Consider the following 21,245-nt stretch of genomic DNA (forward strand, 5'->3'; position numbering starts at 1 on the left):
CTGCTGTTCACCGATCCGCGTCTGCGCTGGCCGTCCGATTTGCCGCTGGGTGACCGGCGCCGGGCGCCGATGGTCGGCACGCTTGGCCCCTTGCTGGCGCATTGGGGCGTGCGGGGCGGGGCGGTGCGCGACCGGGAAATACGCCATTTCCTGCCGGATGGGCGGCTTTTGACGATGGCCGGGATGCAGCCCTTGTCTTTGGAGGGGCAGGCGGCGGCTGTTCCGCTGCGGCTGCGGATCGGTCGCGGGGAGGCGCTGTTGCTGGGTGACGCGGACTTGATCGACGACCGGCTGTGGCTGGCCGACCCGGCGCGGCCGCTCGATCCGCGCGCCTGGAGCGCGGATACGCCGGCGCTGGTGGCGCAATGGCTGGGGGCGGATATGCCGGATGGCGGCCGCTGGATGCGCGATGTCGCGGATGTCCGGCTGGGGCTGCGATCGGCGCTTCTGGCTGGGACAGGCTGGGCGATACTGGGTCTGATGCTGCTGCGCCGTCGTTCCGGGCGGAATGGCATGAGAACAAAAAGTGAAAATAAGCTGGTGAAAGGAGGAAAAAACGGTTAATCCCGTTTCTGACCGGCTTTTCCCAGTTTCACCCAACATTTCCCTTTGCAGGCCGCCTCATGCTTGGTAGATATTCCAACATTGGGGTTAGTCAGGCTTTGCGAGAGTCTTGCGCCGGGAGTCGAAAACGCGATTCTGGCGACGGGAAGCCTGCGCCCTGCTTAAAAGGGGCGAATTCCCAGCGTGTCGGACGTCATTCTCTATTCGGGCAACGCGTTCAGCGTCGCGGACGGCAAGGGCCGTTTCGTGCTGCCCCTGGAGATGCGCCGCCAGGTGAAGCTGGCGAGCGGCGGCGAGAACCGTCTGTGCCTGTCGGTCCATATGGACAATGGCTGCGCCACCGGCTTCGGCCTGTCCCACAAGCTGTTCCTGTTCGAGGAAGTGAATGAGCTGGAGCGCGAGGCGCGCGCCGCCAATCGCCCCTTCAACGGTGACCTGGAGCGCGAGAATCGCCTGGGCACGATCGAGGACGTGAATTTCGACGAGGGTGGCCGCTTCTTCCTGCACTCCGATATCAAGGAAGAGGCCGGTATCACCGACGTCGTGTTCTTCTATGGCGTTGGCCGCTATTTCCAGATCTGGAAGCCCGAGGCGCTGGTCGAAAGCCCGGATCGCCCGGCGCTGATCCGCAACAAGGTGCGCCGCTGGCTGGAACAGCGCGCAGCGGAGGGCGGCAAGTGAGCGCCGCGCCGCATATCCCTGTCCTCCTGACCGAAGTGCTCGATGCGCTCGCCATTACCCCAGGCGAGCGACATGTCGACGGCACCTTCGGCGCGGGCGGCTATTCCAGCGCCATGGCGGCGGCTGGCGCGCAGGTCTTTGCCTTTGATCGCGACCCCGATGCGATCCGGGAAGGGCAGGCGCTGGCCGATGAAAAGGGTATCACCCTGATCCCCGGCGAATTTTCGCGGATGGAGGAACTGCTGGCCGAACGCGGCGTCAGCAGCGTGTCGGGCATCACGCTGGATATCGGCGTGTCGTCGATGCAGCTCGACCGGCCCGAACGCGGCTTTTCCTTCCAGGCGGACGGTCCGCTCGACATGACGATGAGCCAGGGCGGCATGAGCGCGGCCGATTTCCTCAACACCGCCGCGGAAGAGGATATTGCCGACGTCATCTATCGCTATGGCGACGAGCCGCGGTCGCGCCGGGTTGCCCGTGCGATCGTCGATGCGCGGCCGCTGGAGCGGACCGGGCAGCTTGCTGCCGTCGTGCGCCGGGCGCTGGGCTACAAGCCGCATGACAAGAAGGATCCATCGACCCGCACTTTCCAGGCGATCCGCATCCATGTGAATCGCGAACTGGAGGAGCTGGAGCGCGCGCTCGAAGCGGCGGAAGCACTGCTGGAGCCGGGCGGCCGGCTTGCGATCGTGACCTTCCACAGTCTGGAGGATCGCATCGTCAAGCAGTTCCTGCGCAAGCGCAGCGGCAGCGAGGCGGGCGGATCGCGCCACCTGCCCGAGAAGAAGGCCGAGGTTGCGCCCGCATTCGAAAAGCCCGCCAAGGCCGTCAAGCCCGGCGAAACTGAACTGGCGCGCAATCCGCGTGCCCGTTCCGCCACCCTGCGCAGCGCCGTGCGGACCGGCGCCCCTGTTGCCAATGCCCATCGGAGTGCCCGGCCATGATCGCGGTCAAGAGATTGCAGAGCCTGATCTGGGTGTTGCTGGTCGCGCTGGGCGCGCTCGGCGCCTATCTCGTCTCCTTGAAGGTCGCGACCGAGCGCAATGACGTGATGCGGGTGCGGATGCAGATCGCGCAGGCGCGCGGCGATATCCGCTATCTGGAAACCGAGTTCAGCGCGCGCGCCAGCATGCGCCAGCTGGAGCGGTGGAACCAGGACGACTTCATGTATGCGACGCCGACCGCCGGCCAGTATCTGGCGGGCGAACAGGCGCTGGCGCATCTGGATGGCGTCCAGCCCAACGGTCCCGACTATGTCGCGCCGCCGGTGATGGTGGCGATGGTCGAGACGCCGGCCGATCTGCCGTCCGCGCCGCAGGCCGCGCCGGCCAGCCCCGCCGCCAGCCAGATCCGCAGCGATATTGCCGTGATCCGCGAGGCGCATGCCGCCGACAATGTCGAGAAGCTGGCCAAGCCCGCCGCGCCGGTGAAGCTGGCCGAACAGCGCGCCAAGGCCGACGCTGACGTGTCGCGGCCCAATCCGGTCGCGCGCCGGGCCGAGCGCATGGCGATGCTGGATGCCAAGCTGCTGGACGACAGCACCATGGGTGACCTCAGCGCCCGTGCGGCGCGCGAGCGAAAGGGAGGCCGCTAATGGCCACGATCATCGTCCAGCCGGGCGGCGCCCGTGCCGGGCGGCAGCGGGTCAACCTGACGGCGATCGCGCATAATCGCCTGATGTTGCTGTTGATCCTGTTCATGATGATCACGGCCGTGCTGATCCTGCGTCTGACCTGGGTCGGCATTTTTGCGAGCGGCAACGGCAATGGCGATGGATTGTCGGGCTTCACCCCGGCGCGCGCGGACATTGTCGACCGCAATGGCGTGCCGCTGGCGCGGACCATGGACGCCTATTCGATCGCGGTGCGCCCGTCCAAGCTGATCGGCGATCCCGACGAGCTGGCGCGCAAGCTGCACGAAATCTTCCCGGACGAGTCCGAAGCGGTGTTCGCCAAGAAGCTGAGGGGGCGCGGCTGGGCCTATCTGCGACGCCGTGCGCTGCCCGAGGAAGTGGCGGCGGTGAACGCGCTGGGCGAGATCGGCATCGAATTTCCGCGCGAGAAGGAGCGCCTTTATCCCCAGCGCACGCTGGCCGCGCATATTCTCGGCTTTGCGCCCAATGCCGAGGGCAAGGGCGGCATGGGCGTGGAGGCCGCATTCAACGATCGGATGATCGACCCGGCGCAGCGTAGCCGGCCCTTCGCCATGTCGATCGACAGCCGGGTGCAGGGCGCGCTGGAAAGCGAGCTTTATGCCCAGTTGGTCCAGACGCGGGCCAAGGGCGCCGGCGGCATCATCCTGGACGTCAATACCGGCGAAGTGATCGCCATGGCATCGATCCCGGTGTTCGATCCCAACAAGCTGCAAAATTATGCCGGCAAGCGCTGCTCCGAATCACCGCTCTGCAACCATATGGTGCAGGCCCGCTATGAGCTGGGTTCGGCGTTCAAGCCGCTGTCGATCGCGGCGGCCATGGATGCGGGCGTCGTGACCTCGATGAGCAAGCGCTATGACGCGACCGCGCCGCTGGCCGTCGGCGGCTTCCGCATCAAGGACGACCACTCGCTGGGCCGCTGGATCAACGTGCCGGAAATCCTGGTCCACAGCTCCAATATCGGTACCGCCCGGATCGCCGACGAAATGGGCGCCGCGCCGTTGCAGAAGCTGTTCCGCAGCCTGGATTTCGACCAGCGTGCGCCGATCGAGTTCAATGAGCGTGCCGGTGGCCTGTGGCCGACCAATTGGGGCCGGATCACCAGCATGACCACGTCTTACGGCCATGGCATCGCGGTGACGCCGCTGCATCTGGCGGCGGCCTATGCGGCGCTGGTCAATGGCGGCATCTGGCGCCCGGCGACGATCCGCAAGCTCAAGGCCGATGAAGTGCCCGAGGGGCGCCGCGTCTTTTCCGCCGCGACCAGCGCGCGCATGCGCCAGCTGTTGCGGATGATCGTGTCGGCGGGTACAGGGCGTAGCGCCGACGCCAAGGGATTCCGGGTGGGCGGCAAGACGGGTTCCGCTGAAAAGCCCCAGGAAGGGCGCTACAACAAGACTTCGCTGGTGACGACTTTCGCTTCCGCCTTCCCGATGGACAATCCCCGCTATGTGGTTCTCGTCACGATGGACGAGGCGACGGGCCAATATGGCCTGCGCACCGCTGCATGGACGGCGGCGCCGGTGGTGAAGCGGGTGGTGGAGCGCACCGGGCCGATGCTTGGCGTAATGCCGGACGAGCGGCGGGACGTGGATATTTCGGATTTGATGCCGCTGTTGCACGGCGACAAGGAGACAGAGTGATGCGCCTCGGGTCGCTAATCGAGGAGCTGGGCGTCGAGGTCGGTGGCAACACCGGCCTCGACACGTCCGTGACGGGTTTTGCCATCGACAATCGCAAGGTTGCGCCGGGCACCATCTTCGGTGCCTTTCAGGGCCTGCGCGTCAATGGCGAGGATTTTATTGCCGATGCGGTGAAGGCAGGAGCGGTGGCCATCGTCGCCCGGCCGGAGGCGAAGGTCGAGGGCGCGGTGCATATCGCCGACGCCAATCCCCGCCGCCTGTTCGCGCAACTGGCCGCGCGCTATTTCGCGCCTTTCCCTGATGTGACCGTCGCCGTCACCGGCACCAATGGCAAGACCAGCACGGTCGAACTGGCGCGCCAGCTGTGGCGCATGCTGGGCCACAAGTCGGCCTCGATCGGGACGCTGGGCGTCACCACCTCGGTCGATCAGGTGTCGACCGGCCTCACCACGCCGGACATCGTCACCTTCCTCGCCAACATGTCGGGCCTCAAGCGCGAGGGCATCACCCATGCCGCGTTCGAGGCGTCGAGCCATGGCCTCGACCAGTATCGCACCGAAGGCCTGCCGGTTGCGGCCGGCGCCTTCACCAACCTGTCGCGCGATCATCTCGATTATCATGGCGACATGGACAGCTATTTCGACGCCAAGATGCGCCTGTTCGACGAAGTCGTGGGCGACGGCGGCGCGGCCGTCATCTGGGCCGACGATGAATGGTCGGACAAGGCGATCCAGCGGGCTACGAAGCGGGGGCTTCGTGTGCTGAGCGTCGGGGTGCAGGGGCAGGCATTGCGTCTTGCCAACCGCACCCCGACCCAGTTGGGCCAGACGCTGGAGATCGAAGCCGATGGCAAGCTCTACAAGGTCAATCTGCCGCTGATCGGCGCCTATCAGGCGGCCAATGCGCTGACGGCGGCAGGGCTCGTCATCGCGACCGGCGGCGATACCGCCAAGGTGCTGGAATTGCTGGGCCGGGTCCAGCCGGTGCGCGGCCGTCTGGAACGCGCGGTCATCAGCAAGGCGGGCGCCCCCGTCTATGTCGACTATGCTCATACGCCCGACGGCCTGCGCGCCGCGATCGAGGCACTGCGTCCCCATACCCGGGGCAAGCTGATCGCGCTGTTCGGCGCGGGCGGTGATCGTGATGCCGGCAAGCGCCCGCTGATGGGCAAGGTTGCCGCCGATCTGGCCGACCATGTCATCGTGACCGACGACAATCCCCGTTCGGAAGAACCCTCCGCGATCCGCGCCGCCGTGATGGCGGGCGCACCGGGGGCGGAGGAAATTGGCGGTCGCCGCGCGGCGATCGCCGCCGCCATCGGTCAGGCGGGGGGCGATGATATCGTCCTGCTCGCCGGCAAGGGGCATGAGCAGGGCCAGATCATCGGCGACCGGGTGCTACCCTTTGACGATGTCACCGTGGCACGGGAGTGCGCGGGGTGAGCGATCTCTGGACCTCGGCCGAGATCGCAGACGCTACGGGCGGCGCCGTGTCGGCGCCGTTCGCCGTTTCTGGCGTCGCCTTCGACAGTCGCGAGGTGGGCGCGGGCGACCTGTTCGTCGCGATGAAGGGCGAAACGACCGACGGCCACAAGTTCGTCGACAAGGCCTTTGCCCAGGGCGCGGCCGGCGCAATCGTCAGCGAACCGGTCGATTATCCCCATGTGCTGGTGGCCGACAGTGCCGCCGCGCTGGAAGCGCTGGGCCGGGCATCGCGCAAGCGCAGCAGCGCGAAGATCATCGGCGTGACCGGGTCGGTCGGCAAGACCGGCACCAAGGAAGCGCTGTTCCATGCCCTTGAACGGGCCTGTCCGGGCGGCGTCCATCGTTCGGTCAAAAGCTATAACAACCATGTCGGCGTGCCGCTGAGCCTGGCGCGGATGCCGCGCGATGCGGCCTATGGCGTGTTCGAAATGGGCATGAACCATGCCGGCGAACTGGCTGCGCTGACGCGGCAGGTGCGCCCGAACGTGGCGATCGTCACCGCCATCGCGCCGGCCCATATCGAATTTTTCGGGACCGAGGAAAAGATCGCCGAAGCCAAGGCCGAGATTTTCGAGGGGTTGGAGCCGGGCGGCACCGCTGTCATTCCCTATGACAGCCCGCATGTCGCGACCCTCTATGGCAAGGCGGAGCGCCATGCCGATCATATTCTGACCTTCGGCTTCAGCCCGGAGGCGGATATTTTCGTGCGCGATACCGTGCCGGCGCCGGGCGGCGGCACGCTGGTGACCGCCGCGCTGCCGGGGGTGGAGCTTTGCTTCACCGTCGGCGCGCCGGGCGACCATTGGGTGTCCAATTCGCTCGCCGTGCTGGCCGCGGTCGAGGCGCTGGGCGGCGATCTGGCCGCTGCGGGCCTTGCGCTCGCGGAAATGCCGGGCCTGCCCGGACGCGGCGCGCGCCGCATCCTGCCGGTGGCGGGCGGCGAGGCGCTGCTGATCGACGAAAGCTATAACGCCAACCCCTTGAGCATGGCCGCGACGCTCAAGCAATTGGGGCGCGAGCAGGCCGACCGCCGCATCGCCGTGCTGGGCGGCATGCGCGAACTGGGCAGCCGCAGTACCGAACTGCACGCCGCACTCTCGCAACCGTTGAGCGAGAATGGCGTCGACTATGCGATATTGGTGGGCGAGGAGATGGCGCCGCTGGCCGACGCCCTTGGCGGCCTCGTCGCCTTCGACCATGTGCCGGACGCCGCGTCGGCCACCGATCTGATCAACAAGGAAATGCGTGCGGGTGACGCGATCCTGGTCAAGGGCTCCAATGGCATCGGGCTGTCCCGCCTGGTCGCCGCCCTTGGCGATGCCGCCCGCGACGGAGATAAAGACTGATGCTCTACTGGCTTGCCCAGACCCTGGATTTTGCGGGGGCCTTCAACCTCATCCGCTACCTGTCCTTCCGGGCGGGCGCGGCGATCGCGACCGCGCTGATCATCGGCCTCGTCATCGGCCCCAAGTTCATCGGCTGGCTGCGCGTGCGCCAGGGCAAGGGGCAGCCGATCCGCAGCGACGGGCCGCAGAGCCATCTGGCCAAGCGCGGCACGCCGACCATGGGCGGCCTGATGATCCTGACCTCCATGGTCGTATCGGTGCTGCTGTGGATGGACCTGTCCTCCACCTATGTCTGGGCCTGCCTGTTCGTGACCCTGGGTTTCGGCGCGATCGGCTTCCTCGACGATTATGACAAGGTGACCAAGGCCAGCCACAAGGGGCTGTCGGCCAAGATGCGCCTGGCCTTCGAGTTCCTGATCGCCGGTTTCGCCGCCTGGATGATCGTCAACCAGCATGGCAACACCGCGCTCTACGTGCCCTTCTACAATGGGCCTGCGATCGAGCTTGGGCCTTTCTATTTCCTGTTCGCCGCCTTCGTCATCGTCGCGTTCGGCAATGCGGTGAACCTGACCGACGGGCTCGATGGCCTCGCCACCATGCCGGTCATCATCGCCTGCATGGCGTTCATGGCGATCGTCTATCTGGTCGGCCGCGCGGACTTCGCCACCTATCTGGGCATCCCGCATGTGCCGGGCGCGGGCAACCTCACCATATTGTGCGGCGCGATCATCGGCGCGGGGCTGGCGTTCCTCTGGTTCAATGCGCCGCCCGCTGCCGTCTTCATGGGTGATACCGGCAGTCTGGCGCTGGGCGGCACGATCGGCGTGATCGCGGTCACCGCCCATCATGAAATCGTTCTGGGCGTCGTCGGCGGCCTGTTCGTGGTCGAGGCGCTGTCAGTCATCATCCAGGTCTTCTTCTACAAGCGGACCGGCAAGCGCGTGTTCAAGATGGCGCCGATCCACCATCATTTCGAACAGCTTGGCTGGGCCGAACCGACCGTGGTGATCCGCTTCTGGATCATCTCCTTCGTGCTGGCGCTCGCCGGCCTCGCCACGCTGAAGCTGAGGTAAGCGGATGATCGTTTCGCAGGCCTTCAAGGGGAAGACCTACGCCGTATTGGGGCTGGCCCGTTCGGGGCTGGCCACGGTCGAGACGCTCGTCGCCAGCGGCGCGCGGGTCGTCGCCTGGGACAGTCGCGAGGAAGCGCGGGCGGCCGTCGCCGACAAGGCGGAACTGGGCGACCCGATGGAGATCGACCTGGCCGGTTTCGACGGCATCGTCGTGTCGCCGGGCGTGCCGCTCAACAAGCATCCGATCGCGATGCGGGCAAAGATCGCCGGCGTGCCGATCATCGGCGACATCGAACTGTTCGCGCTCGCCCGGCCGACGCTGCCACCGCACAAGGTGGTCGGCATCACCGGCACCAACGGCAAGTCGACCACCACGGCGCTGATCCATCACATCATCGAGCAAGCCGGCTTCCCGGCGCGGATGGGGGGCAATATCGGCCTGCCGATCCTGGGCCAGGAGCCGCTGGAGCCGAACCTGCACGGTATGGGCGTCTATGTGCTGGAACTGTCCAGCTACCAGATCGACCTTACCCATAGCCTCGACTGCGATGTCGCCGTGCTGCTCAACATCACGCCCGACCATCTCGATCGCTACAACGGTTTCGCCGGCTATGTCGCGTCGAAGGCGCGGCTGTTCGCCATGCAGTCGGCCGACCATGTCGCGGTGATCGCGACCGAGGATGAGCCGAGCCGCGGCATCGCCGCATCGGCCCCGGCGCAGCTGCGCGAAGTGAAGGCCGCCGATATCGATCCGGAGGCTCAGCTTGGCTGGCCGTCGCTGCAGGGGCCGCACAATGCCCAGAATGCCGCGGTTGCGATCGCGGTCGGCCAGGCATTGGGCATCGATGACGCGACCATCATGGCCGCGCTCGCCAGCTATGCCAGCCTGCCGCATCGGATGCAGACGGTGGGCACGCATAATGGCGTGCTCTATGTCAATGACAGCAAGGCGACCAATGCCGCCTCGACCGCGCCGGCGCTGGGTGCCTGGCCGGCCAGGGATGGCAAGCCCCGCATCCACTGGATTTTGGGCGGCGTCGCCAAGTCCGACAATCTGGATGAATGCGCGCCTTATTACGGCAATATCGCCCATGCCTACACCATCGGTGAGGCGGGTCACATGTTTGCCGACCTGTTGCGGCCGCACATGGCGGTCGATGACAGCGAGATGCTGAGCGCCGCCGTCCGTCGCGCCGCGCGCATCGCCCAGCCGGGCGATGTCGTGCTGCTGTCGCCGGCCTGCGCCAGTTTCGACCAGTTCCGGGATTTCGAGGCGCGCGGCGATGCCTTTGCCGCGGCCGTGAACGCACTGGAATAGAACGCTCTGGAATAGGCAGGGCGATCGGGGGCAACGGGATGGATAGCGAGGGACGTAAGGGCATGTTCAGGGCGGGCGAACTGGTGAAGGGCTTCAAGACCCGCACCGTGCCGCGCGAGCGTACCGCGCTGGCCATCTGGTTCTGGGAAATCGACCGGGTGCTGCTGTCGCTGATCGTCGCGCTGATGGCGATCGGGCTGGTCGCCGTGGCCGCCGCATCGCCGGTGGCCGCGATCGACCGCTCGACCGCGCAGGTGGCGGTCAATCCGCTGATCTATTTCTATCGCCAGCTGATGTGGGTGTTCATCGGCCTGCCGATCATGCTGGTCATCTCCATGCTGCCCCGGCCGCAGGCGCGGCGACTGGCGATCTTCCTGGCCGTCTTCTTCTTCCTGATGCTGCTGTTCGTGCCGCTGCTGGGTTCCACCGTGAACGGCGCCAAGCGCTGGATCGACCTGCCGGGCTTCCGCTTCCAGCCCTCGGAATTTCTGAAGCCCGTCTATGTCGTGACGCTGGCCTGGCTGCTGTCGCTGCGTGCCAAGGACCAGAGCCTGCCGGTGATGCCGCTCACCGGCGCGATGACGCTGCTGATCGCGGCGATCCTGATGAAGCAGCCGGATTTTGGCCAGACGGTCATCTTCCTTGCCTGCTGGGGCGTGCTGCTGATGCTCTCGGGCCTCGAAATGCGCTGGATCGCCATGCTGGGCGGGCTGGCGCTGGCAGGGCTTGTCGCGGTCTACATGTTCTATGAAAATGGCCGGCAGCGCATCAACGACTTCCTGGGCATCGGCGTCCAGATGGATACCGGCCCGGACCAGACGGACCTGGCCTTCCGCACCATCACCCATGGTGGCTTCACCGGCGTCGGGCCGGGCGGGGGGCAGAACAAGTTTCGCCTGCCCGAAGCCCATACCGACTATATCTTCTCGGTGATCGGGGAGGAGTTCGGCCTGCTCGCCTGCATCGCCATCGCCTGCGTCTATCTGGCGATCGTCGTGCGCGTGCTGCTGCGCCTGCTGGACGAGGAGGATAATTTCACCATCCTCGCCGCCGCCGGCCTCACCACCCAGTTCGGGCTGCAGGCGATCATCAATATGGGCGTCAATGCGCAGATTTTTCCGTCAAAGGGCATGACGCTGCCCTTTATCAGCTACGGTGGCTCCTCTATGCTGGCGCTTTGTATCGGCGTCGGCCTGCTGCTCGCATTCACGCGGCGCAACCCCTTCATGGGTCGGCACACGGTCGTCAAATGGAGTGGTCGATGAGCATTTCCCGTCACTTCGTCCTCGCCGCCGGCGGGACGGGTGGTCACATGATTCCCGCTCATGCGGTGGCCGAGGAACTGATGGCGCGCGGCCATCATGTCGCCCTCGTCACCGATGAGCGGGGCGCCAAGATCCCCGGCATCTTTGACAAGGCACAGGTCCATGTCATGCCGGCGGGCCGCATGACCAAGAATCCGGCGAGCTGGCCCGGCGCCCTGAAGGCGATCCTGGCCGGGCGCGCGATGGCCCGGCGGCTCAACGACACGTTCAAGCCGACCGCCGTGGTCGGCTTTGGCGGCTATCCCGCCATGCCTGCTTTGCTGGGCGCGCTGGCCGATGGTATCCCGACCGCGATCCATGAGCAGAATGCCGTGCTGGGCCGGGTCAACCGCCTGCTCGCCGGCCGGGTCGACGCCATCGCCACCGCCTATCCGCTGGTCGAGCGCCTCAAGGACAAATATGCCGGCAAGGTGCATCTGGTTGGCAATCCCGTGCGCGAGGAAGTGAAGGGGCTGCGCGACGAGGAATTCCCCGCACTGACCGACGAGAGCGTGTTCCGCGTGCTGGTGATCGGCGGCAGCCAGGGGGCAAGCATCCTGTCGAGCGTCGTGCCCGAGGGACTGTCGATGCTGCCGATCGCGCTGCGCCGTCGCCTTCAGGTGACGCAGCAGTGCCGTGCCGAGGATATCGAGCGGGTCCGCGCCACCTATGCCGAGATGGAAATCCCGGCCGATCTCGCCACCTATTTCAATGACGTGCCCGAAAAGCTCGGCTGGTCGCACCTGATGATCGCGCGGGCAGGGGCATCGACCCTGGCCGAGCTGACCTGTGCCGGCCGTCCCGCCATCCTGGTGCCGCTGCCCAGCGCCATGGACGATCATCAGACCGCCAATGCGCGCGAGATGACCGAGGCTGGCGGCGCCCGCACCATCCCCCAGTCGCGCTTCACCGCGGTGGAACTGGCCAAGCAGATGCAGAAAATGGCGCTGGAACCCGGCGCCCTGCAAAATGCCGCCAAGCGCGCCCGTGCCTGTGGCCGGCCGGATGCGGCCCGCGACATGGCCGACCTGCTCGAAAGCATCGGCCCCGCGCCGATCATGAATGACCGGCTTCGCGTCGGCCCCACGCCGACCACGCTCAATTTGCAGGGGGTGCCGGCCTGATGGCATCCCTTTTTCGTCATGCCAGCGGAGGCTGGCATCTCACTTTTTCTGTCTCCGTCGCTCTTGAAGAAAAGAGAGATCCCAGCCTTCGCTGGGATGACGGTGTTGTTTCGGAGTTAAACGCATGAAGGGTGTCGGCACCGACATCGGCACGATCCATTTCATCGGCATTGGCGGCATCGGCATGTCCGGTATCGCCGAAGTCATGCATAATCTGGGTTACAAGGTTCAAGGATCCGACGTCGCCGAAGGCTATGTCGTCGAAGGGCTGCGCGCCAAGGGCATCAAGGTGATGATCGGCCACAAGGCCGAAAATCTGGGCGATGCCGCCGTGGTTGTCACCTCGACCGCGATCAAGCGGGGCAATCCGGAAGTCGAACTGGCGCTGGAAAATCGCGTGCCGGTGATCCGCCGCGCGGAAATGCTGGCTGAACTGATGCGCCTCAAATCCACGGTCGCCATCGCCGGCACCCATGGCAAGACCACGACCACATCGATGGTCGCGGCGCTGCTGGATGCGGGCGGGGTCGATCCGACCGTTATCAACGGCGGCATCATCAACAGCTATGGCTCCAACGCGCGCCTGGGCAACAGCGACTGGATGGTCGTGGAAGCCGATGAGAGCGACGGCAGCTTCCTGCGCCTCGACGGCACGATCGCGGTCGTGACCAATATCGATCCCGAACATCTCGACCATTATGGCAGCTTCGATGCGGTGAAGGACGCCTTTGTCGAGTTTGTCGAAAATGTGCCCTTCTATGGCGCGGCGATGCTCTGCCTCGACCATCCCGAGGTGCAGGCCATCCTGCCGCGCGTGCAGGACCGCCGCATCGTCACCTATGGCTTCTCCGCCCAGGCGGATATTCGCGGCGAGAATGTCCAGCCGGTGCCCGGCGGCAATCGCTTCGACGTCCAGATTCGCGAGCGCGACGGCGCGACCCGCCGGATCGAGGGGATCGAACTGCCCATGCCCGGCCGCCACAATGTGCTGAACGCCATGGCCGCGATCGGCGTGGCGCTGCAGATGGGCATTGATGACGCGACCATCCAGACCGGCTTCGCGAAGTTCGGCGGCGTGAAGCGTCGCTTCACCAAGGTCGGCGAAATCCCGGCCGGCGCAGGCGTCGCCACTGTCATCGACGATTATGGCCACCATCCGGTCGAGATCAAGGCGGTGCTCGCCGCTGCGCGTGAGGGCGCCAAGGGCCGGGTGATCGCCGTGGTCCAGCCGCATCGCTTCACCCGTCTGCGCGACCTGATGGATGATTTCCAGCAGGCCTTTAACGATGCCGACATCGTCTATGCCGCCCCGGTCTATACCGCTGGCGAGCAGCCGATCGAGGATGTCGACAGCGCGGCGCTGGTCGCCGGGCTCAAGCGCCGTGGCCATCGCAACGCCGCCACTGTCGCCGATGCGGGCGATCTTGCCCGCGTCATTGCCGCCGATGTCCAGGCTGACGACATGATCATCTGCCTGGGGGCCGGCGACATCACGAAATGGGCGGCGGGCCTGTCCGCTGCGGTCACCGCCAAGGTCAAGGAAACCGCCTGATGTTCGAGCTCTTCAATGTCGGCCTGGAAATGCAGAAGCGCATGATCGACATGCAGATGCAGGGCGTGGAAGTCGCGCGCGACATGGTCGAGGCGGCGCAGAAGCAGGTGCAGACCGGCATGGCGGCGCATCAGGCCGGCGAGGCGGGCATGAAGGCGATGAAGAGCTGGATGAATCTCTGGGGCGTGCGCGGTTGACGGTGATGGCTACTCTTCCGGCCGTTCGCGGCGCGCTCAAGGCCGATGCGCCGCTGGCACCGCTCGTCTGGTTCAAGGCGGGCGGGGCGGCGCAATGGCTGTTCGAGCCCAAGGACGCCGACGATCTGTCCGATTTCCTCGCCATGCTCGATCCGGCGATGCCGGTGATGGCGCTCGGCCTCGGCTCCAACCTGATCGTTCGCGATGGCGGCGTGCCGGGCGTGGTCGTGCGTCTGGGCAAGCCCTTCGCCAGGGTGGAGGCGCTGGACGCCACCACCCTGGTCTGCGGCGGTGGTGCGTCGGGCATCCTCGTCTCCTCGACCGCGCGGGACGCAGGCATTGCCGGTCTTGAATTCTTGCGCTCCATCCCCGGCACGGTCGGCGGCTTCGTGCGGATGAACGGCGGGGCCTATGGCCGCGAGACCGCGGACATATTGGTGGAATGCGAGGTGGTGCTGCGCTCGGGCGAACAGGTGACCTTGCTCGCCAGCGATCTCCATTACAGCTATCGCCATTCCAACATGGTCGACGGCGCGGTTGTCGTGTCGGCCACCTTCCGGGGCGAACCCGGCGATCCGGCCGCGATCCAGGCGGAAATGGACCGCATCGCCACCGCGCGCGAGGAAAGCCAGCCGCTGCGCAGCAAGACCGGCGGATCGACCTTCAAGAATCCGGACGGGCACAAGGCCTGGGCGCTGGTCGATGAAGCGGGCTGTCGCGGCCTCGCGCTGGGCGGCGCGCAGGTGAGCGAGAAGCACACCAACTTCCTGCTCAACACCGGCGACGCCACCAGCGCCGACATCGAAGCGCTGGGCGAGGAAGTCCGCCGCCGCGTCAAGGAAAAGAGCGGCGTCGAGCTGGAATGGGAAATCCAGCGTGTGGGGTTGGCGAAGTGAGCGATCGGCCTCTGAACGACTACGAGACCCGCATCCTTGCGAATGTTCGCGATCATGGATGCCATGTGGTGTCGGTTTTTGATTCCGAGGATGATGCGAAGTCGTTCGTCTATTCCGTTGGTTTTTGGGAAAGCGTTGGCCAGCCCGAGGTGATCATTCTCGGTTTGCCGGCGCAAATGGGGGCATTTGCTGTCAACGAAACCTATCGGCAGTGCAAAGCAGGCTTGCAGCTGGCCGAAGGCCAACTGATTGAAGGTTTGCTTGACGGTTATGATGTGACCTGCATGGCTCGCGCGGTGGATCGCCAGCATTTGATCCCCGATTATCTGAATTCCGCGCTCTGGTATCACAATTTCCGCACCGGGCAGCCGCTTGATGCCGTCTATCAACTGGTTTGGACCTATGAAGGGCGATGGCCCTGGGATGAGGCGGCACCCGTCGAACTCCTTGAAGATCAGCCTTTACTCTATTCGGGGAAATTCCATTGACTCTTAAACCGCTTCATGTCGCCGTTCTGATGGGCGGCTGGTCGGCGGAGCGGCCGGTGTCGCTGTCGAGCGGCGAGGGCGTTGCCAAGGCGCTGGAATCGCGCGGGCATCGGGTCACGCGGATCGACATGGATCGCGACGTCGCCGCGCGCCTGGCCGAAACCAAGGCGGACGTGGTGTTCAACGCGCTACATGGCGTGCCGGGCGAGGATGGCACGGTGCAGGGCATGATGGACCTGATGGGCCTCACCTACACCCATAGCGGTCTTGCCACCTCGGTCATCGCGATCGACAAGCAACTGACCAAGCAGGCGCTGCTGCCGCACGGTATCCCCATGCCCGGCGGACATATCGTGGCGAGCGAGAGCCTGTACGCCGGCGATCCGCTGCCGCGCCCCTATGTTCTGAAGCCCGTCAATGAGGGCAGCTCGGTCGGCGTGGCGATCGTCACGGCCGAGGGCAATTATGGCAATCCCATCGCCCGTGACAGCGTCGGCCCCTGGCAGGAATTTCCCGAGCTTTTGGCCGAACCCTATATTCGCGGGCGCGAGCTGACCACCGCCGTGCTGGGCGATGAGGCGCTGCTCGTCACCGAGCTGCGCCCCAAGAGCGGCTTTTATGATTTCGATGCCAAATATACCGACGGCATGACCGAACATGTCTGCCCGGCAGAGATACCGGACGAGATCACGCAGGCTTGCAAGGCGATCGCGCTCAAGGCGCACCAGCTGCTCGGCTGCAAGGGCGCGTCGCGCTCCGACTTCCGCTGGGACGACAGCCAGGGCGTCGAGGGGCTTTACCTGCTGGAGGTCAATACCCAGCCGGGCATGACCCCCTTGAGCCTGGTGCCGGAACAGGCGAAAAAGCTGGGCATCGAATATGCCGAGCTGGTCGAGCGGATCTGCGAGGAAGCATTGACGAGGGGGCCGAACATGGGGGCTGGCAATGGCTGAGGCACGGATTCGGCGCGGCGGCACGGCGCGGCTGAGCACGGCGCGGGGCAAGGTGCGCGCCAAGGCCGGATCGGGCCGTGGCCGCCAGCTCAAGCGCCAGTCCTCGTTCGATCGGCTGCTCGAACTGCTGCCGATCAGCGAGGATACGCTGCAGAAGCTGGCGACCTGGGCCATCTTCGCGATCTTCGGTGGCATAGCGATCGCCATCGCCATCTATGCGGGCCTGCCCGACATGGCGCGCCAGCAGGCGGCAAGCCTGGCCGCGCGCGCCGGTTTCGAGGTGGAGAAGGTCGAGGTGCGCGGCGTCGAGCGCATGGACGAGATGCCGGTCTATAATATCGCGCTCGGCCAGGTCGATCGCTCGATGCTCTCGCTCGACCTGCCCAAGGTGCGGCAGGAAATGCTGAAGCTTGGCTGGGTCAAGGATGCGCGCATTTCCCGCCGCCTGCCCGACACGCTGGTCGTCGATATCGTCGAGCGTGATCCGGTCGCGGTGTGGCAGCATGACGGGCAACTGCATCTGATCGATGTGGCGGGCGTGGTGCTGCAATCGGTGTCGGCCGGGGCGATGCCCGACCTGCCGCTGGTGGTCGGCCCCAATGCCAATCTCCAGACCGCCGGCCTCAACAAGCTGATGGAAAGCGCGCCTGCGCTCAAGCCAATGCTGGCTGGCGCGACCTGGGTCGGGAACCGTCGCTGGGATCTGCGCTTTCAGTCGGGGGAGACGCTGTCGCTGCCTGAGGGCGAACAGACATCGGCGGCAGCGCTGGTGAATTTCGCGCGCATGGATGGCGTCAACCGGCTGCTCGGCCGGGGCATCGTCAAGTTCGACATGCGTGATCCCGATCGTTTCGTGCTGCGTCTGCCGCAGGGCCAGACCAGCGATAAGCCGGCAGCGGCGGACGCCAAGGCGGAAAAGACCGCAAGTGCGCCTGCTGCGGGCGAGGAAGGCTAAGTCATGGCACAGCCCAAGGTCGAAAAGCTCATCACCGCGATCGATATCGGATCGTGGAAGGTGTCCGCGCTGATCGCGGGGCGCACCGATACGGGTGAGCTGGCGATCCTGGGCACCGGCCAGCGCGAGAGCCGGGGCGTGCGCCGCGGCTTCATCGCCGACATGGAGCGCACCGAACTGGCCGTGCGCGAGACGGTGGAACAGGCCGAGCGTGTCGCCGGCACCAATATCGAGGATGTCTGGGTCAGCTTCTCGGGCGGCAGCCTGGTCAGCGACGTCGTCACGGTCGAGCGCGACATGGGCGGCTATCGCGTCGAGCAGCCTGACATCGATGATCTGCTGACCACCGGCCAGCAGGGCATCGACCCCGATGGCCGCATCATCCTGCACGCCCAGCCGACCTGCTTCACCATCAATGGCAAGGTGCCGGTGAAGAAGCCGCTGGGCATGCATGCCGATCTGCTGGGCGTCGACATCCATGTCGTGCTGGCGGATGGCGCGCCGCTCGCCAATCTCGACCTGTGCGTGCGTGGCGCTTATCTCAACGTCAATTCGATCGTCGCTTCGCCGATCGCGACCGGGCTTGCCTGCCTGTCGGAAGAGGAGCGCGACCTGGGCGTGGCGCTGGTCGAGATGGGGGCAGGGGTCACCAATGTCTCGCTCTATGCCGGCGGCATGCTGGTGGGGCTGCATTCGATCCCGATGGGCGCGTCCGACATCACCGATGATATCGCTTCGGCCTTCGGCATTCGCCGCAGCCAGGCGGAGCGGATCAAATGCTTCTATGGTTCGGCGATGCAGAACCGCCGCGACTTCCGCGAGATGATCGAGATAGCGACGCCCCATGGCGATGTCGCCATTCCGGGGCAGAGCGCCGGCCCCAATGCGGAAGGTGGCAAGATTACCCGCGCGGCGCTGGTCGGCGTCATTTGCGAACGACTGAACCAGATCATGGCGGAAGTGAATGCGGCGCTGGCCGGCATGGGCTTCAACAGCACCGGGCGCCAGGTCGTGCTGACCGGTGGCGGCGCGGAGATGAAGGGCATTGCCGACTATGCGCAAGGTGCGCTGGGGCGTGCGGTCCGGGTCGGTCGCCCGCGTGGCTTGTCAGCCATGCCCGAAGCGCATAGTGGCCCGGCCTTCGCTACTTTGGCCGGATTGGCGCTTTACGGCGCTTCAAACCCGGTTGATCTTAGGGCGATGGCGCCTGCGCCGCAAACCGTGCATCGTCTGGGCGCCCCGCAATGGTGGCAGCGCATGATGCGGGCGATGCGGACGAATTACTGAGCGAATTTGAACGAAAACGAAAATAGCAGGTGAAATACTCTATTTTCTGGTGTTAACAATTGATGACGGTTGTCACTTCCTGACGAGGAAGCTGAGGGAGCAAAGTATATGAGCATCGAGATCAGCCCGCCGCATGTGGACGAATTGAAGCCACGCATTGCGGTGATAGGCGTTGGCGGTGCAGGCGGTAACGCCATCGCGAACATGATCGCGGCCAGCGTCGAGGGCGTCGACTTCATCGTCGCCAATACCGACGCGCAGGCGCTGAACGCCTCGCCGGCCGAACGGCGCATCCAGCTTGGCCCGCAGATCACCGAGGGTCTGGGCGCCGGTTCGCGCCCCGAAATCGGTCGCGCGGCTGCGGAAGAAACCATCATCACCGTCGAACAGGCGCTGGAAGGCGCCCATATGTGCTTCATCACCGCCGGCATGGGCGGCGGCACCGGCACCGGTGCGGCCCCGGTCATCGCCAAGGCGGCGCGTGAAAAGGGCATCCTGACCGTCGGCGTCGTGACCAAGCCCTTCACCTTCGAGGGCAATCGCCGCATGAAGTCGGCGGAAAGCGGCATCGACGAGCTGCAGAAGCATGTCGACACGCTGATCGTCATCCCGAACCAGAATCTGTTCCTGATCGCCAACCCGAACACGACCTTCAAGGAAGCGTTCCAGATGGCGGACGAGGTGCTGCAGCAGGGCGTGCGCTCGATCACCGACCTGATGATCATGCCGGGCCTCATCAACCTCGACTTTGCCGACGTCCGTTCGGTGATGGGCGAGATGGGCAAGGCGATGATGGGCACCGGCGAAGCGGAAGGCGACGGCCGTGCGCTTCAGGCGGCGGAAAAGGCGATCGCCAACCCGCTGCTCGACGGCGTGTCGATGCGCGGCGCCAAGGGCGTGATCGTGTCGATCGTCGGCGGCGACGACATGCGCCTGATGGAAGTCGACGAAGCGGCCAACCATATCCGCGAACTGGTCGATCCCGATGCGAACATCATCTGGGGCAGCGCCTTCAACGACAATCTGAACGGCAAGATCCGCGTGTCGGTCGTCGCGACCGGCATCGACAATGAAGTCGGCAGCCAGGCCGCACCTCTGACCCAGCCGTTCAGCTTCGCCAGCCGTCCGGCCGTCGCCGTGCCGCAGGCGCCGCGCCCGGCACCGGTGGCCGCACCCGCCCCGGCCGCGCCGGTCGCTGCTGCACCGGCCCCGGTCGCCGCGCCCGAGCCCGAAGCGCTGGAACTGGACGTGCCCGAAGCCCCGGCGCCCGCGCCGATCGCTGCGCCTGCCGCCGAAAAGGCGCCGCCGGCCTTCGCACCTGCGCGTCCCGCCGCCGTCTTCTCCGACGAGGATCCCTCGCAGGATGAACTGCTGCTCGGCGCCGAAGCGGCCGAACCGACCGCACCGGAAGCCGCGCCCAAGCCCGCCCAGCCGGCGCCGCGCGTCGCGACCGGTGGCACGCTGTTCGAGCGTATGGCCGGCCTTACCCGTGGCAGCGAAAAGGCACCGGGCACCGAAGAAGGCACGCAGGGTCTGGATATCCCGCGCTTCCTCAACCGCCAGAACAACCAGTAACGCCAGCGTGCGGGCACAGGCCCGCACCGGCCTGCCAAAGGCGCGCCGTCGGTCGCTTCGGGCGACCCGGCGCGCTTTTTTGTGCAGGTCATTTCCCATTGCTTCCGCGATCCGCTAAGGGGGCCATGTGACACGATCTCATCTATGGATTCTCGGCAGCCTGCTTCTTGCGACGGCTGCGCAGGCGCAAACCGACCAGGCCGATCTGGTCCGGCCCTCGGGCGCCGCGGACCTCAACAATAATCTGGCGAAGCTGGCCACCAATCCGCGGGATTTCAACGCGTTGGTGGGAGCAGGTGAAGCCGCGCTGGAGCTGGACGATGCCCGCGCGGCCGCTGGTTTCTTTGCCCGCGCCGACGCGATCCAGCCCAATAATGGACGCACCAAGGCGGGCCTGGGCCGGGTCATGCTGAAGATGCAGAACCCGGCCGAAGCGCTGCGCCTGTTCGACCAGGCGACCCGTGCCGGCTATCCCGAAGCGACCATCCAGGGCGACCGTGGCCTTGCGCGCGACATGACCGGCGACCAGGCCGGGGCGCAGCGCGATTATCATGCCGCCCTGCAACGCACCCCGGACGATGCCGAACTGGTGCGCCGCTACGCCGCCTCGCTCGGGATTTCGGGGCAGGTGGATGCCGCCGACAAGGTGTTGCAGCCGCTGCTCTACAAGAGCGACCGGGCCGCCTGGCGCTATAATGCCTTCATCCTGGCGATGAACAACCGCCAGGCCGAGGCCAAGAAGGTGGTCGATCAGACCATGCCGGCCCAGCTGGCGAGCGCCATCACCCCCTATATGCAGAAAATGCCCTATCTGACGGCGGCGCAGAAGGCGGCCGCGGTCCATTTCGGCCATTTCCCGCAGGTGGTCGCGACCAGCATCACACCGATCGTGCCGACCCCGCCAGCGCCGGGCGTCCAGCTGGCGTCGCGCGACGCCGCACCCGCCGCCGCCGCGTCGACCGCGCCGGCCCAGGGAGATCGCCGCACGACCCGCAACGGCAGTGGCCGGCAGCGCGGCACGTCGCTGGCCCGCGCGCCGCTCGGCACGCCTGCTGCCAGCCAGCCCACGCCGACCCAGAGCCGGCCGCCGGTGGCCGCACAAGCCACGCAGCCCACTGTCCCCGCGCCCGCGCCCGCAACCGTCCAGCCGC

General features: G+C 66.1%; 19 protein-coding genes and 1 pseudogene. All 20 read left to right on the forward strand.

Annotation, left to right across the window (positions count from 1 at the left end):
• Window positions 1-564: pseudogene (locus tag CG471_RS23045) on the forward strand (ABC transporter); the annotation flags it as partial.
• Window positions 565-747: 183 nt separating this feature from the next.
• Complete coding sequence (locus CG471_RS23050) at window positions 748-1,245, forward strand: division/cell wall cluster transcriptional repressor MraZ (protein WP_099233886.1); 498 nt, start codon at window positions 748-750, stop codon at window positions 1,243-1,245.
• Entirely contained in the window at window positions 1,242-2,189 is a 948-nt protein-coding gene (gene rsmH, locus CG471_RS23055) for a 16S rRNA (cytosine(1402)-N(4))-methyltransferase RsmH (protein ID WP_099233887.1), read from the forward strand. Before CG471_RS23050 ends, rsmH begins: the two co-directional genes overlap by 4 nt.
• Window positions 2,186-2,839 carry a hypothetical protein gene (locus CG471_RS23060; protein WP_004207966.1) on the forward strand — a complete coding sequence of 218 codons (654 nt, stop codon included), beginning with the start codon at window positions 2,186-2,188 and terminating at the stop codon, window positions 2,837-2,839. The genes rsmH and CG471_RS23060 overlap by 4 nt, the downstream gene beginning before the upstream one ends.
• Window positions 2,839-4,542, forward strand: coding sequence for a penicillin-binding protein 2 (locus CG471_RS23065; RefSeq protein WP_004207965.1), 1,704 nt, complete (start codon window positions 2,839-2,841; stop codon window positions 4,540-4,542). The genes CG471_RS23060 and CG471_RS23065 overlap by 1 nt, the downstream gene beginning before the upstream one ends.
• Window positions 4,542-5,984: a UDP-N-acetylmuramoyl-L-alanyl-D-glutamate--2,6-diaminopimelate ligase gene (locus CG471_RS23070; protein WP_010336273.1), complete on the forward strand. Its 1,443-nt coding sequence runs from the start codon at window positions 4,542-4,544 to the stop codon at window positions 5,982-5,984. The genes CG471_RS23065 and CG471_RS23070 overlap by 1 nt, the downstream gene beginning before the upstream one ends.
• Window positions 5,981-7,372, forward strand: coding sequence for a UDP-N-acetylmuramoyl-tripeptide--D-alanyl-D-alanine ligase (murF, locus tag CG471_RS23075; RefSeq protein ID WP_048938798.1), 1,392 nt, complete (start codon window positions 5,981-5,983; stop codon window positions 7,370-7,372). The genes CG471_RS23070 and murF overlap by 4 nt, the downstream gene beginning before the upstream one ends.
• Window positions 7,372-8,445: a phospho-N-acetylmuramoyl-pentapeptide-transferase gene (gene mraY, locus CG471_RS23080; RefSeq protein ID WP_017501213.1), complete on the forward strand. Its 1,074-nt coding sequence runs from the start codon at window positions 7,372-7,374 to the stop codon at window positions 8,443-8,445. The genes murF and mraY overlap by 1 nt, the downstream gene beginning before the upstream one ends.
• 4 nt (window positions 8,446-8,449) lie before the next feature.
• A complete protein-coding gene (murD, locus tag CG471_RS23085) occupies window positions 8,450-9,763 on the forward strand; it encodes a UDP-N-acetylmuramoyl-L-alanine--D-glutamate ligase (protein WP_099233888.1) in 1,314 nt (437 codons plus the stop codon).
• Between the two features lie 62 nt (window positions 9,764-9,825).
• Window positions 9,826-11,028, forward strand: a complete 1,203-nt coding sequence (locus tag CG471_RS23090; RefSeq protein ID WP_010336276.1) for an FtsW/RodA/SpoVE family cell cycle protein — start codon at window positions 9,826-9,828, stop codon at window positions 11,026-11,028.
• Window positions 11,025-12,191 carry an undecaprenyldiphospho-muramoylpentapeptide beta-N-acetylglucosaminyltransferase gene (gene murG, locus CG471_RS23095; RefSeq protein ID WP_099233889.1) on the forward strand — a complete coding sequence of 389 codons (1,167 nt, stop codon included), beginning with the start codon at window positions 11,025-11,027 and terminating at the stop codon, window positions 12,189-12,191. The genes CG471_RS23090 and murG overlap by 4 nt, the downstream gene beginning before the upstream one ends.
• 124 nt (window positions 12,192-12,315) lie before the next feature.
• On the forward strand, window positions 12,316-13,743 hold the full coding sequence (gene murC / locus CG471_RS23100; RefSeq protein WP_037517193.1) for a UDP-N-acetylmuramate--L-alanine ligase: 1,428 nt from the start codon (window positions 12,316-12,318) through the stop codon (window positions 13,741-13,743).
• Window positions 13,743-13,940, forward strand: a complete 198-nt coding sequence (locus tag CG471_RS23105) for a hypothetical protein (RefSeq protein ID WP_004207957.1) — start codon at window positions 13,743-13,745, stop codon at window positions 13,938-13,940. Before murC ends, CG471_RS23105 begins: the two co-directional genes overlap by 1 nt.
• Before the next feature lie 5 nt (window positions 13,941-13,945).
• Window positions 13,946-14,836 carry a UDP-N-acetylmuramate dehydrogenase gene (gene murB, locus CG471_RS23110; RefSeq protein WP_004207956.1) on the forward strand — a complete coding sequence of 297 codons (891 nt, stop codon included), beginning with the start codon at window positions 13,946-13,948 and terminating at the stop codon, window positions 14,834-14,836.
• Complete coding sequence (locus CG471_RS23115; RefSeq protein ID WP_099233890.1) at window positions 14,833-15,324, forward strand: DUF4262 domain-containing protein; 492 nt, start codon at window positions 14,833-14,835, stop codon at window positions 15,322-15,324. Before murB ends, CG471_RS23115 begins: the two co-directional genes overlap by 4 nt.
• The gene (locus CG471_RS23120; RefSeq protein WP_099233891.1) at window positions 15,321-16,277 is read left to right on the forward strand and encodes a D-alanine--D-alanine ligase; all 957 of its coding nucleotides are present in this window, start codon (window positions 15,321-15,323) and stop codon (window positions 16,275-16,277) included. Before CG471_RS23115 ends, CG471_RS23120 begins: the two co-directional genes overlap by 4 nt.
• Complete coding sequence (locus tag CG471_RS23125) at window positions 16,270-17,232, forward strand: cell division protein FtsQ/DivIB (RefSeq protein WP_004207953.1); 963 nt, start codon at window positions 16,270-16,272, stop codon at window positions 17,230-17,232. The genes CG471_RS23120 and CG471_RS23125 overlap by 8 nt, the downstream gene beginning before the upstream one ends.
• A 3-nt stretch (window positions 17,233-17,235) precedes the next feature.
• On the forward strand, window positions 17,236-18,519 hold the full coding sequence (gene ftsA / locus CG471_RS23130) for a cell division protein FtsA (protein WP_004207952.1): 1,284 nt from the start codon (window positions 17,236-17,238) through the stop codon (window positions 18,517-18,519).
• A 108-nt stretch (window positions 18,520-18,627) separates the two neighbouring features.
• Window positions 18,628-20,094, forward strand: coding sequence for a cell division protein FtsZ (ftsZ, locus tag CG471_RS23135; RefSeq protein WP_099233892.1), 1,467 nt, complete (start codon window positions 18,628-18,630; stop codon window positions 20,092-20,094).
• A 127-nt stretch (window positions 20,095-20,221) separates the two neighbouring features.
• Window positions 20,222-21,245: tetratricopeptide repeat protein (locus tag CG471_RS23140; RefSeq protein WP_143560264.1), on the forward strand; the 1,024-nt coding region annotated here is incomplete at its 3' end.

Source organism: Sphingobium sp. IP1 (assembly GCF_002708645.1).
Lineage (GTDB): Bacteria > Pseudomonadota > Alphaproteobacteria > Sphingomonadales > Sphingomonadaceae > Sphingobium > Sphingobium yanoikuyae.